This window comes from Elusimicrobiota bacterium (genome assembly GCA_016180815.1).
Classification (GTDB): domain Bacteria; phylum Elusimicrobiota; class Elusimicrobia; order JACQPE01; family JACQPE01; genus JACPAN01.
In genome coordinates this window covers 55,511-67,579 of the sequence record JACPAN010000008.1, presented here as the reverse complement: position 1 = coordinate 67,579, position 12,069 = coordinate 55,511, and the positions used below count along the sequence as shown (strand labels likewise).

The following is a 12,069-nucleotide window of genomic DNA, read 5'->3' as shown; positions in this document are numbered from 1 at the left end:
TTAACGGGACCGGCCGACATTAATTTAGCAAAAAACACTTTGACGATATTTTTTGGAATACTTGCGCCATGGAGAATAAAACCAAGAACCCCAAGCCCTACCCTGCGATGAGGGCCCTGGACGTGATTCCGGTTCGCCATCGGGGACAAAATCTTTTTTATCTCAAGGACATGGACGGCCTGACGCAAAACCCGGTGGTTTTGACCAAGGAACAATTTTTTATCGCCGCCTGCTTGGATGGGAAATCCGGACCGCAGGAAATTCAGACTGCTTTCAGCCGGCAGTTCGGCCGGCGCGTTTTAACGGTCAAAGAAATCGATGATGTCGTGCGCCTTCTCGACGGCAATTTCCTGCTTTTATCGCCCAATTTTGAAGAACGCCTGCGCCGCGTGCGCGCGGAGTATGGCCGCTTAAAACGCCGGCCTACGGTCTTCGCAGGGCTAAGCTATAAGGCCCGCCATGAGGCCCTTGAAGCCGAACTCGACGGCTATTTCAAAAAACCCGGGCCGGGCAAGAATGAAACGGACGGCCGCAAAGAATTGCTCGGCTTGGTGGCCCCGCATATCGACTTTCCACGGGGCGGATGGGCCTATGCCTGGGCCTACCGGGAAATCCTAAGCCGCGCGATGGCCGATCTTTATGTCGTCTTCGGCGTGGCTCATGCCGGACCGCCCGTTCCTCTGGTGCTGGGAACAAAAGATTATGAAACGCCGTTTGGGCCGGTCGCGGTTGATGACGATCTGGCCGAATCTCTTGCCCGGGCGGCCGGAACGGATTTAACCGAGCATGAATTTTTTCATCGCCGGGAGCATTCCATCGAATTTCAAGCCGTTTGGCTGGCTTATGCGGCAAAAAAATTAAAAAAAGAAGCCCGCATCCTGCCCATTCTCTGCTCCTCGTTCACGGAAGAAGACGGCACCTTGCGCCGCGTTGAAAAGACGCTGGATCATTTGGCCAAACTCCTAAAAAATTATCCCGGCCGGATCTGTTTGTTGGCGGGCGCGGATTTCGCGCATATCGGTCCGCGCTTCGGCGACGCCGAGCCCGTGGCCGAGCTTCTGCCCTGGATGAAAACCGAAGATGCCAAAAGCATCGACCGGCTGCTGGAAAAAAACGCGCCGGGCTTTTTCGTTTCCGTGATGGCCGAGGGGGGCAAAAGAAAAGTCTGCGGCTCAGGATGCCTCTATGCGTTTACCTGGCTACTCAAACGGCTGCACCCCGAAGCCCAGGGAAAACTTCTGAAATACGGCCACGCCCCCGACCCGGCCGGAGGCGAAGTCTCCTTCGCCAGCATGGCGTTTACGGAAGGTTGAATCCCAAAAAATTTTTATAAACGGCAATTGGTAAAATTTAAATACTGGTAAATATGATTAATACCATCTATCCTAATATCAAGGAAACGAAGATGAACAAACGGCGAGAGTATCGCGATGACCTATACCAGGTTTATGCTCGCTACAAAAACGAGTGGGTTGCCCTCACGCCCGATGAATCAAAACTGCTCGGTCACTCTCCGGACTTGACGCTATTGGCGAAAAAAGCCAAAGGACAGGGCTACGATCATCCGAGATTTATTCATATTCCGCCCGCTGATTTAAATTTCGCCCTTTAATCATCCTCTTGCAGTTCAAATTCAGAAAAACTTCAACCAGCCCCTTGGCTGTTGCGCTTCCCATCATTCCGATCAACGTTCTTAACCCTACAACTCATCTTTCTTTTGATACGGACGCGCTGATTGATTGCGGAGCTTCAAAAAACCTGTTTCCTTCGAGCGTGGCTAAAGTCCTTGGAATCAACGACATAGCGGACACAGAAACAGGAAAAGGCCAGGAATTCGGCGGGATTGCCGGTCAGCGGGTTTTAGGTTATCCACACCGTCTGCATCTGGAAATCGGCGGAGCCTATCGTTTCGAAACAGTAATTTTCTTTCTTAAAGAAGATCAACAGCAAATGCCTCTCCTAGGCATTCAAGGTTTTCTGGATCATTTCATCATCAAACTAGCGGCCCACAGAGGAAGCATAGAACTGACGCCGCTGCCATCCAAAAAATTAAAACATTAGGCATGGACCGCCAATCACGTCCTCTATAATCCACTCGCAATCCTTATGGTAAACCAAAATTTAAAGCCTGTTATATCTCCAAAGGATTTTGTCGAGTTAAATTATTACATCACAGAATACGATAAGCGCCACTTTTATCGCCTTAGACCGAGACAAAGTTACATCAATTCAATGCTCGGTCATCATGCAACCTTCTTTTTGATGGGAATTCTTCAAAGGTCACGATTCCTTTACTTAGGCTTCACTGAATGCGACGTCTCCCCTCTTTTAGGATTCCTAGCTGCAAGGGCTCACATGGAAACAACTGGCGCCGTGTGTCACGTGGCTACTAATCTAAGCAAGTATTACGCCAATAAATTGGATTTAAATAAATTGCAGGAGATATTAGACAGAAGCTGTCTTGGATCAAGATATGCCCCTTTAAAAGAAAAACAACCTGATACTCCGGAACCAATCAATTGTTTAACATTAATCGACGCCATCGATACTTTTCTCAAAGATATGGGTAAAAATTCATCAGATGATATTCGCACTGTATTACGAAATGCTCCTATTCGCAAACAATACGATTTTCTCTCCGAGGTATGTCACCCAAACTCTTTAGGATTAGTCGAAAATCAACAATTTGGCAGTAGTGGGATCATCTTCCCTCGGCAACCAAAACTCAAAAAAAATTTTAACTCTGTTCTGACACCTTTTCTGATAAGTTGCAAATTATTTTTTGTTGCGTACGATTATTGTTTTAAAAAAATAAAAGCAAAAGAAGAAATGCCGGATTTAGACAAAGAGTCCTTGGTCGAAAATTTCAAAAATAGTATTTGGAGATTTTTCAACAGAAGTATAGCGTAAGTAGATGAATGGGAATCGAACCCAACCCACATGTACTGCTTGACGTAGGCCAAACTTGAAACTAAATTTTTTTCAAAGCAAAGCCAACAACTCATCCACCGTCATCCTGGCTTGCCGTATGATGGATTTCAAGGTTTCTGGGTTTAGGTCCCCGGTGTGCATGGGAACCGTCGCCAACAGGTTGGCTTTCTTAAGCTGGGCGTGACTTCCTTTTTGGCGAATCAAAATAAATCCCGCTTTTTCCAAGGCCTTGAGCGGAATCTTTTGGCCTTAAGACAGGCAGTTTAGGCATGCGCCTGGATTTTAAAATCCACGCGAAGATTAAAGGTTTGAAGGATGCTGTCGGGATTCTGGAATCTTGGGTCCTGGTCCCTCGGAACGGGGCGCAAATGGGGCAGGTTGTTTTCGAAGGCTGTTTCCAAATAGAGTGTTACGGCTTCATATAAAGCTCTCTGGGCTTGCTCCGGAGTAGCCCCGTTGGAAGCCACATCTAAATCCAGGCACAGGGCGCTATAGCCTTTGGGCTGCTTAATAATGGCGCTTGAAAAAATAAATTCGTTTTTCATTTACTGTCCGTATATTCGGATTGCTCTCTGTTGCCATTATACACGCCATTCCATGACGCTTCCGTAAGGAATTTTGAGCAACATGGGGAATCAAATTTCGCAGGTTATAGTCAAACAAATTAGCGGGTGATGGGAATCGAACCCACGTCTACTGCTTGGGAAGCAGTCATACTGCCATTGTACTACACCCGCAATTTTAGAGCCTAAACGCTGAAAAACAGTACGGGGGAATTTTACTAAAGACCGGGAACCTAGGCTGCCGGGGGATTTTGAGGCGGCGTTGGAGGGGGCGGCGGAGCCGGCTGCGGATTGACCCCTTTCATGCGCTCCTCGACTTTTTTCAGGAGCGCTTCTTTCAACAGAGGCTGCATCTCCAACAGCTTCTGAAACGACGCGTAGGGGATTTCAATAATATCCGTGAAATCCTCGGCCGCTTTGATGGCCACCACGGAAGCCTGGCCGCTGAATAAATTCATGACGCCGAAAAAATCGCCTTTTTTAAGCGTCATGGCCGGGTCCTTCGGATTTTCCTTGGTAAAAATATTGATGCTTCCGTTTTTAATGATGAAAAAATTGGCGGAAAATTCTCCGGCCAGCATCACGGTCTGACCCTTTTTATATTTGGAGTGAACGATATCCGGGGTTATTCTTTTGAGCTGCTCCACATCGAAGAAACCCAAGACATCGACGGACCTCTTTAGAAACAGCGTATCGTCAAAAGGCATCCTAGCCTCCTCTTCGTTCTTAAATCTTATTTTACCTTTTTGACCGAATTTGGGTTAACCTTATAATGCCCATATGTCAAAAATCAGCATTGCGGCGGCTTGGGGTTGCCTCATCGTCATCACCGCGCTTGATGCGCAGGAGACGCCTCCCGGCGTCTACGACTTTAATCCCGAAGACCCTCCCCGAAGCGTTGTCTGGTACGACGATGCCCGCCAAGAAACAGAGCGTGTCTTTAACCGCCTTTTAAAGGCTCTCCGGCGCCGCCGCGATTACCGAACGCCCACCAAATTAGCCTATGGCAATCCCGATATCACCGGAGAAAACCCCGCGGCCAATTGCCTGTTAGGCAGATGCGATCCGAATGTCGCCTTAGTGGGCGTCCATCCCATGCTCTTCGACATCGTGCGCAACGAACATGAGCTGGCCCTGGTTATGGCCCATGAATTCGCGCATCTTAAACTCGGCCACAACGAAATCAGAATCATCGCCATGGAAGGAGCGCCGGAAACCGCCGGCCGGCAAGCTCTCCATCAATTGATCTGGGACCAGGAAAAGGAGGCTGATCTTCAGGCCGTTCCGTATATGCGGCAAGCGGGCTTTCGTTGCGCCCAGGCGCGGCGGGTATTCCGGCACTTCGCCGATTATCTCTGGGCCGTCAGGGGAAAAACGCGCGAAGACGTCAAACGATTTTTTGAAAAAAGCAGAACCCACGAGACTCCCGAAGAACGCGAGCGCCTTTTTCTCACGCTCTGCCCCGAAGCCGCGCAAGCCCGGTAAACGGCGGCAAGAAAGATATACTCAGGCCGTGAAGAAACAAACAAAAAAGTTTTTCGTTTCAAAACAAACGCTCGCGATTTTAGGCGGCGGCAATATCGGCCAAGCCATGGCGCGCGGGTTCGTTTTTTCCAAAACGCTTGCGCCCGGGCAAATCATGATCACGCGGCGCAAAACAGCAGCCCTGGAACCGCTCGAGCGCGAAGGCTTCCGCGTGGGCGCGGACAATAAAAAAGCGGTGCGCGAGTCAGGCGTGGTCATCTTGGCCGTCACCCCGAAACAAATGCCGGCCTTGATCAAAGAAATCGCGCCAGTTCTTGAGCTTGCCCGGCATACGGTCATCTCCGTGGCCTCGGGTGTGAGCATCGAGGAAATCAAAAAATTAGCCGGTAAATCCATCGCGGTCGTCCGGGCCATGCCCAATACCGCGGTGGCTATCGGCGAGTCCATGACCTGTTTGTCCGCTCATGAAACAACGCCGCAAAAAACGCTGGACACGGCGGCTGCGCTTTTCGGGGGGGTGGGCAAAACCCTGGTTATCGAAGAAGATCAAATGGTCCCGGCCACGGCGTTGTGCGCCTGCGGCATCGCCTTCTTTCTTCGGGCCATCCGCGCGGCGTCTCAAGGCGGCATTCAAATCAGTTTCCACGCCTCCGAGGCCTTGATGATGGCGGCTCAAACCGCCAAAGGCGCGGCGGCGCTTCTCCTCTCCTCAGCAAATCATCCGGAAACCGAAATCGACAAAGTCACCACGCCTCAAGGCTGCACCATCGCAGGCTTGAACCAAATGGAACATGAAGGATTCGGCTCGGCGTTGATTAAAGGAATCGTCGTGTCGGCCGAGAAGGCCGCCAGCCTATACAAGAACAACAAATAACTCAGTACACGCGGGACTAAATTCTGACCGTGTTTTTCGGACGCTTTTGCCCCGGCTCTTTGCGAATCCTCGCTTACATACCGCTTCGGGTATGCTCGCTGCGGTTCGCTTCGATCCGGGCCAAAATCGCCTCGAAAAACCCAATCACAATTTAGCCCCGCGTGTACTCAGCGTCCGGCGCCGCGCAAAAACTCGCGCCTAAACACTTCTAACGCGGGTTTACCTTGCACGGTGTGGCTGATGTCTTCCGGACCGCCGTCATCATTGTGCACGGTCCAGCCCCATTGCCAAAATCCCAAAAACCAATCGCCCTGATCGCGAAAAGCGTTGAAGAAAGCGGCGAAATAATTTTGCTGAACCCGCATGTCGACGCCCCCATGGCGGCGGTAAACCCAGGGGAAAACATAGACTCCGCTTTGACTTGAAATTCCAAATTCGGAAAAAATAATCGGCTTGCCGTGGCGGCGGGCGTAGCCGCGAAGACGGGGGATGTAATGCTCCCGCCAAACGCGGACGAATCGCGCGGCAGAGTCGCCGGATCCGGGCAAACCCATGGGAAAATAAGCGTTGACGCCGATCGCGTCCAACTCGCTCCAGAACGGCACGGAATCCCACTCCAGCCAAAAAGCGGCATAAGTCAACGGGCCCTGATACTCCTGGCGAACGCGGCGGATCAAATGGCGCCAAGGAGCCTCATGCCGGGCGCGGGTCATGGAATAAAGTTCGGTGCCGACGACAAAAGCATCAGCCTGCAAAGCCTGCGCCAAGCGGGCGTAACGCAAAATAAACACTCTGTAACTTCGAAACCAATCCGTTTCATTAGACGGTCTGATATAACCGCGGAATGTGCCGTCCAAACTGTTGACATGAGGCTTGATCGCGACCTTCATCCCCAAGGCTTTCGCCCGGCGCACGGCCGCGATTAAAGATTCATCGGAAGGGCTGCGTTCGCCGGACACAATCTGAGTGCTGGTAGCGACAGGCATGAACTCGGTGGGTACGAACACAACCCATTGCGCTCCGGTGGCGGCCACTTCACTGAGCGCGGCCAGCCCTTCTTCGGCATTGCCATAGCCATCGCTGCTCCACGAAAGCATATGGAATCCATAAATCGCGAATGGACCTTGGGGTTGAGGCTCGGCGGCCGAAGCCAAAAGGATGAGGCTGCTCGTCAAGAGGAAAAACAACGTTTATTATATATTGAAGTGATGGCTGAACCGGCTGCGCCGAACAAAGAAACGCCGCCCGCTCCGGCTAAAAAAAATCTTTTGGGTGGGCAAAAAGAAATCCTGTCGTATCAGGCCATTATCGTCTTATCCCTTCTGGTGGCGCTCCTTTCCGGGTACACGGCCGCCTATCGCTATGTCAAAACCGTGGACGCCGAAGAACCGGCTCCGGTTCTCATCAAACGAGGGCCGGTCGCGCCAAAGGAGGAAAAACCAACCGTGTCGGTTCAGCCGCCTGCGCCCAAACCTGCGCCGGCACAGGCGACGCCGCCCTCCCTTGATCTCGAAAAAGCCAAGACGGCGACGGACGTGCATGCGCTTCTTCCGCGCAATATTCTATTCACCTATATCAACTACCGCTCGAAAAAAGTGGAACTGGCCGGGGATTTTAACGAATGGAAAGGCCTGGAAATGAAGAAAGAAAAGCCGGGCGTCTGGAGAGCGCGCCTGAGCGTCGCCCCGGGAATTTATAAATATAATTTCATCAGCGACGGAAAAAAAGTCACCGACCCCTACAACCCCAGACGGGAAAAAAGCGCCTCCATTTTGATAGTTGAACCAATGGAACAAAAACGCTAAATTGATCCCGTCGACGCCTAATTTAACGCCATATGCAGAGAGGTTAAACTTCATGAAATCCAATATCTACTATCTTGGTTTGATCGCCTTGGGGGCCGTTGCCCGCGTTTTGCCGCACCCGCCCAATTTCACGCCAACCGGAGCCATCGCCTTCTTCGGCGGCAACAAATTAACGAATAAGTGGGCCGCGTTCCTTGCGCCCCTGGCCATTCTGGCGCTTTCCGATTTGGTAATCGGCTTACACGGAACCCTTCCCTTCGTCTACGCGAGCTTTCTGATCACCGTCGCCCTGGGCCGCATCATGGGCTCCTCCAACGCCGGACGGGTCTTGGGCCTGGGGCTTTCATCGGCGATTTTCTTCATCATCAGCAATTTCGGCGTTTGGCTGGGTTCGGGAATGTACCCGCACACCGGCGGCGGGCTTTGGTCCTGCTATTTGGCCGCCCTGCCTTTCTTTAGGAACGAATTGGCGGCCAACTTCCTTTACGGCGGCGCTTTTTTCCTTGCGGCCGGCCTTATTGAAAAAAACATCGGCGTCCTAAGCCGCCAAAAACAAACCGCCTAAACGCCGCGCTTTGGAAATTTCTTCGTTCCTCGAACCCGGGGCAGCGGAGAATCTCGAACAAAAACGCGTTCGTCTTTTTGAAATCCTCAAAAACCTCAACCGCGTTTTAGTCTGCTTTTCGGGAGGGGTGGATTCTTCCTATGTTTGCTACGCGGCCCTTAAGGCCTTGGGCCGCGACAATGTCCTGGCCGCAACAGCCGTCAGCCCCAGTTTATCGGAGGAATCCCGGCAAGAAATATCCGCCTGGATTTTATTTACCGGAGTCCGCCACGAATGGATCGAAACCGCTGAGTTCAACAACCCCGCCTATCTGGCCAACAACGCCGATCGCTGCTATTTCTGCAAAACCGAACTCTACGCCGCCGTGATGCCCTTGGCGCGCGGACGCAATCTCACGGTGATCGACGGCTCAAACTTCTCCGACCTTCAAGAACACCGGCCGGGTTACTTGGCGGCCCGGCAGAACAATGTGCTCCATCCGCTCGAGGAAGCAGGATTGAGCAAACCTGAAATCGTCGAACTCGCCCGTCACAGCGGCTTGCCTAATTGGAACAGGCCGGCCAGCCCCTGCCTTTCCTCAAGAATTCCGCACGGCCAAGCTGTCACCCGCGAGGCCTTGGAAAAGGTGGACCAGGCTGAGCGCATCATCAAAAGTTTCGGTTTGCGCGTCGTGCGGGTGAGGCATTTGGCCTTCGATACGGCAAAAATTGAAACCTCGTCCGAAGAAATGCCCGCGCTTGAAAAGAAACGCCAAGAAATCATCCGGCGATTCTCAGAGTTGGGTTTTACGCGCGTCGCCTTCGGCTTATACCCGGCAACCGCCGAAGCTGCGTTGGACGCACCTCAATGAGTATAATACCGGACTTGAAAAGAACCATGAAACATGTTAAAGAATAAGAATTAAAAGCGAGGGAACATATGGCAAAACAAAAAACGAAGACCGCCGCTAAAAAGCCTGCGAAGACCGTTGTTTTAACTTCGCCCCTGTCCGCCTCCGAACTAAAAGCGTTTAAAAAGGAACTCTTCGAGATGCGTCAAAAGCTCTCCTCGGAACTCGAAGGAGTCAGGAGCAAGGACCTCAAGGAAGCGATGGACGCCGAGCCCGGCGATGACGCGGACGTCGCCACGCAAACCTACGAAAAAGAAATGCTTTTTGAAATCACCGGCAGCGAACGGGAAACCCTGATGCAGATCGACGAAGCCCTGCGCCGCATCGAAAACAAAACGTACGGCATTTGCGACCAGTGCAAAAAACCGATTCCCTTGAAACGCTTGCGCGTGCTGCCCTACAGCCGTTACTGCATGAATTGCCAAGCCATGTTCGAATCCCGGCCGTCGTCATAGCCAGGACCCATCAGGCCATGACGCTGCGCGGCAAAAAAATCGCCATTTTAATCGAACGCGATTATCAGGACCTGGAGGTCTGGTATCCTTATTTGCGCTTAAAAGAAGAGGGAGCCGTGGTCGAACTCGTGGCTCCGGAAAAAAAAATCTATGAAGGCAAATTCGGGTACCCGGCGCCCGTCGACCGATCGCTTCAGGAAGTGGAGCCGCAAAATTTCGACGCGGTCGTCGTTCCCGGCGGATTCGCTCCGGATTTTCTTCGCCGTTATCCTCCCTCGATCAGCTTTGTCCGAGAGGCCTATGAACAAGGCAAACTGGTCGCCGCCATCTGCCACGGCCCCTGGATTTTGGCTTCAGCCGGAATTTTAAAAGGCAAACGGGCCACCTGCTTTTCCGCGATCGCGGATGATGTCAAAAACGCGGGCGCCCGCTATGAAGACAGCGAGGTCGTGGTGGACGGCCGCCTCGTCACTTCTCGCAAGCCGGAAGATTTGCCCGCTTTTTGCCTGGCCATCATCAGGCAACTAAACCGTCCGGCCTCAAAAAATCACGGCCGATCCCTCGTCAGAAAATAAAAGAATCCTTTCATGCGAGCCGTTATTTTCCGCGAATACGGCGGCCCGGACAAGCTCGAATACGTCGCCGGCTTTCCCGAACCCGTCATTGCCGATGACGAAGTTTTGGTGCGCGTTCGCGCCTGCGCGCTCAATCACCTCGATATTTGGGTCAGGCAAGGCATCCCGGCCCTAAAACTGCCTCTGCCTCATATTTCCGGCTGCGACGCCAGCGGTGAAGTGGCTCGCGCGGGCAAAAACGCGCGCGGCATCGAAGAAGGGCAGGCCGTGGTCATCGCCCCCGGCGCCTCCTGCTGGCAATGCGCGTTTTGCAAAAGCGGCCGGGATAATATCTGCGAACAATACTCGATCATCGGCGAAAACAGGCACGGGGCCTTGGCCGAATATGTCAAGGTCAAAGCGACTCAAATCCTGCCTAAGCCGGCCAATTTAAGTTTCGAGGAAGCGGCCGCGTACCCGCTCGTTTTTCTGACGGCCTGGCACATGTTGTTTGCGCACGCGGGCATCGGCCCGGAAAAAAACGTATTGATCCTAGCCGCTGGTGCGGGGGTCGGGCAGGCCGCGGTTCAAATCGCCAAATATGCCGGCGCCCGAATGATCCTGGCCGCGGCATCAAACAAAGAGAAACTCGACAAAGCCCGATTGCTGGGCGCGCATCAGGGCATTCTCGTTCCGCGCGACGCCAAGGCGGCCTTTTACCGGGACGTCCTTAAGGCCACCTCGGGCGAAGGCGTGGACATTATTTTTGAGCATGTAGGCTCCGTCAGCATGGACTCCTCGGTCAAGTCGCTGAGGAAGGGGGGAATCGTTGTCACCTGCGGGGCCACATCCGGCCCTCAAGCGGCCGTGGACTTGCGCTATTTTTTTATGAGAGAGCTGCGCCTGCAGGGCTCCATTATGGGAACGCTTGAGGAGATGAAAACAATCACGCGCCTGATGGCCGAGGGCCGGCTCAAGCCGGTCATTGATTCTATTTTTCCGCTGGAGGAAACCCGGGCGGCTCAGGAAAAAATGCTGTCGCGGGATTTCTTCGGAAAAATCGTCATTAAGGTTTAACGAAAAGTGGAAATTTCGGATTCCTTAAGCAGGGAAGCCAAGTCCCGCAGGATGGTCTCGCTTGGGCGCTGCCACAAACCCAGGCGATAGCCGAAACTCTGCAAATAATTTAAAACCTCGCCGCGTTCCAAACCTTTGGCCCCGGCTTCATGAGCGGATAATTGGGCCAGGTTCCTCATATTGAGCTCAAGCGTGCGGCGCATGATGACAAGCAATTCCTCTTTGGATTCTTCATCGATATCAGGATTGCAAACCCACCGGTACATCAGATAGGGCGCATGCTTCCACCGGTACCACTCCCAGGCCAGATCGTAAGCGTAGCTGAAACCGAAAAATTGTTTCGAGCGCGAGCTGATATAAGGGCCGCCCTGGCACAGCCAGGCGTCGTCGTCGAGGGAAAGCTCCATGACGATCTCATGATCGATTTCCCAATACATGGAAAGAAGCAGCTTGACCAAAAGCAAAGCTTCCGTCCCCAGGCTCAAAATTTCCTCGGAAACGCCCACGCGCATACGAGCGTACTCTTCGACCGGTTTTTTAACCAGCAAAACGAAGGGAGCATGGATCAAGGCGGCTCGATCCGATTGATCGGTTCCTTGGTTGTAAGCAAAATAAGGATTGACGAAAATGCCGAAATCAGCCAGCGGCGGGCAGCCTTGGGCCGTCAAACGCACAAAATCAAGCGCTGTTACGGGTCCGGCCGCCATTCTGCCGCGAAGCACGAGATCGGCGAGCACGGATGAGCTGACCGGGAAAGCCATGCATGGGCTGAACAGCTTGAGGTTGTTGAAATAAACCTGGGCCGACGGGCTATGAATCCTACCGACCACCAATGGCGCGGACAATATCTTAACTCCTCCTTCGCAGAACT

General features: G+C 52.6%; 17 protein-coding genes and 1 tRNA gene. 12 read left to right on the top strand and 6 right to left on the bottom strand.

Translation table 11 applies throughout. The features are described 5' to 3' along the window. The first annotated feature begins 68 nt into the window (after positions 1-68). From amrB to HYT79_03825, 4 genes are read left to right on the top strand one after another with little or no spacing between them, the layout of a single operon-like run. The gene (gene amrB / locus HYT79_03840; protein MBI2069711.1) at positions 69-1,313 is read left to right on the top strand and encodes an AmmeMemoRadiSam system protein B; all 1,245 of its coding nucleotides are present in this window, start codon (positions 69-71) and stop codon (positions 1,311-1,313) included. A gap of 53 nt (positions 1,314-1,366) precedes the next feature. Next, positions 1,367-1,612, top strand: a complete 246-nt coding sequence (locus HYT79_03835; GenBank protein ID MBI2069710.1) for a hypothetical protein — start codon at positions 1,367-1,369, stop codon at positions 1,610-1,612. A 44-nt stretch (positions 1,613-1,656) separates the two neighbouring features. Next, positions 1,657-2,061, top strand: a complete 405-nt coding sequence (locus tag HYT79_03830) for a retroviral-like aspartic protease (GenBank protein MBI2069709.1) — start codon at positions 1,657-1,659, stop codon at positions 2,059-2,061. A 45-nt stretch (positions 2,062-2,106) separates the two neighbouring features. Further along, positions 2,107-2,910, top strand: a complete 804-nt coding sequence (locus HYT79_03825; protein MBI2069708.1) for a hypothetical protein — start codon at positions 2,107-2,109, stop codon at positions 2,908-2,910. A gap of 72 nt (positions 2,911-2,982) precedes the next feature. On the opposite strand, the gene HYT79_03820 is transcribed toward HYT79_03825, so the two are convergent. The 4 genes from HYT79_03820 to HYT79_03805 all read right to left on the bottom strand — a co-directional run bounded on the left by HYT79_03820 (position 2,983) and on the right by HYT79_03805 (position 4,201). Then, a complete protein-coding gene (locus tag HYT79_03820) occupies positions 2,983-3,171 on the bottom strand; it encodes a type II toxin-antitoxin system HicA family toxin (protein MBI2069707.1) in 189 nt (62 codons plus the stop codon). A 23-nt stretch (positions 3,172-3,194) separates the two neighbouring features. Beyond that, positions 3,195-3,476: a hypothetical protein gene (locus tag HYT79_03815; GenBank protein ID MBI2069706.1), complete on the bottom strand. Its 282-nt coding sequence runs from the start codon at positions 3,474-3,476 to the stop codon at positions 3,195-3,197. Between the two features lie 121 nt (positions 3,477-3,597). Beyond that, positions 3,598-3,668 (bottom strand) — tRNA-Gly (locus HYT79_03810). Positions 3,669-3,727: 59 nt separating this feature from the next. Continuing rightward, entirely contained in the window at positions 3,728-4,201 is a 474-nt protein-coding gene (locus HYT79_03805; GenBank protein ID MBI2069705.1) for a cyclic nucleotide-binding domain-containing protein, read from the bottom strand. Between the two features lie 73 nt (positions 4,202-4,274). Here HYT79_03805 and HYT79_03800 point away from each other — a divergent pair, with 73 nt between their 5' ends. Together HYT79_03800 and HYT79_03795 are read left to right on the top strand one after the other, a co-directional pair. After that, entirely contained in the window at positions 4,275-4,979 is a 705-nt protein-coding gene (locus HYT79_03800; protein ID MBI2069704.1) for a M48 family metalloprotease, read from the top strand. A 106-nt stretch (positions 4,980-5,085) separates the two neighbouring features. Next, a complete protein-coding gene (locus HYT79_03795; GenBank protein ID MBI2069703.1) occupies positions 5,086-5,853 on the top strand; it encodes an NAD(P)-binding domain-containing protein in 768 nt (255 codons plus the stop codon). A 167-nt stretch (positions 5,854-6,020) separates the two neighbouring features. On the opposite strand, the gene HYT79_03790 is transcribed toward HYT79_03795, so the two are convergent. Further along, on the bottom strand, positions 6,021-7,040 hold the full coding sequence (locus HYT79_03790) for a hypothetical protein (GenBank protein ID MBI2069702.1): 1,020 nt from the start codon (positions 7,038-7,040) through the stop codon (positions 6,021-6,023). A 21-nt stretch (positions 7,041-7,061) separates the two neighbouring features. Here HYT79_03790 and HYT79_03785 point away from each other — a divergent pair, with 21 nt between their 5' ends. From HYT79_03785 to HYT79_03760, 6 genes are all read left to right on the top strand, one after another. Continuing rightward, on the top strand, positions 7,062-7,658 hold the full coding sequence (locus HYT79_03785) for a hypothetical protein (GenBank protein ID MBI2069701.1): 597 nt from the start codon (positions 7,062-7,064) through the stop codon (positions 7,656-7,658). Between the two features lie 52 nt (positions 7,659-7,710). After that, a complete protein-coding gene (locus tag HYT79_03780; GenBank protein ID MBI2069700.1) occupies positions 7,711-8,223 on the top strand; it encodes a hypothetical protein in 513 nt (170 codons plus the stop codon). A 10-nt stretch (positions 8,224-8,233) separates the two neighbouring features. Then, positions 8,234-9,073 carry an ATP-dependent sacrificial sulfur transferase LarE gene (larE, locus tag HYT79_03775; GenBank protein MBI2069699.1) on the top strand — a complete coding sequence of 280 codons (840 nt, stop codon included), beginning with the start codon at positions 8,234-8,236 and terminating at the stop codon, positions 9,071-9,073. Positions 9,074-9,141: 68 nt separating this feature from the next. Next, complete coding sequence (locus HYT79_03770; protein ID MBI2069698.1) at positions 9,142-9,567, top strand: TraR/DksA family transcriptional regulator; 426 nt, start codon at positions 9,142-9,144, stop codon at positions 9,565-9,567. Positions 9,568-9,584: 17 nt separating this feature from the next. Then, the gene (locus HYT79_03765) at positions 9,585-10,142 is read left to right on the top strand and encodes a type 1 glutamine amidotransferase (GenBank protein ID MBI2069697.1); all 558 of its coding nucleotides are present in this window, start codon (positions 9,585-9,587) and stop codon (positions 10,140-10,142) included. Positions 10,143-10,154: 12 nt separating this feature from the next. Continuing rightward, on the top strand, positions 10,155-11,198 hold the full coding sequence (locus tag HYT79_03760; GenBank protein MBI2069696.1) for a zinc-binding dehydrogenase: 1,044 nt from the start codon (positions 10,155-10,157) through the stop codon (positions 11,196-11,198). Here the strand turns inward: HYT79_03760 and HYT79_03755 are convergent. Beyond that, positions 11,195-12,043, bottom strand: coding sequence for a hypothetical protein (locus HYT79_03755; GenBank protein ID MBI2069695.1), 849 nt, complete (start codon positions 12,041-12,043; stop codon positions 11,195-11,197). The genes HYT79_03760 and HYT79_03755 overlap by 4 nt on opposite strands. Between the last annotated feature and the right edge of the window lie 26 nt (positions 12,044-12,069).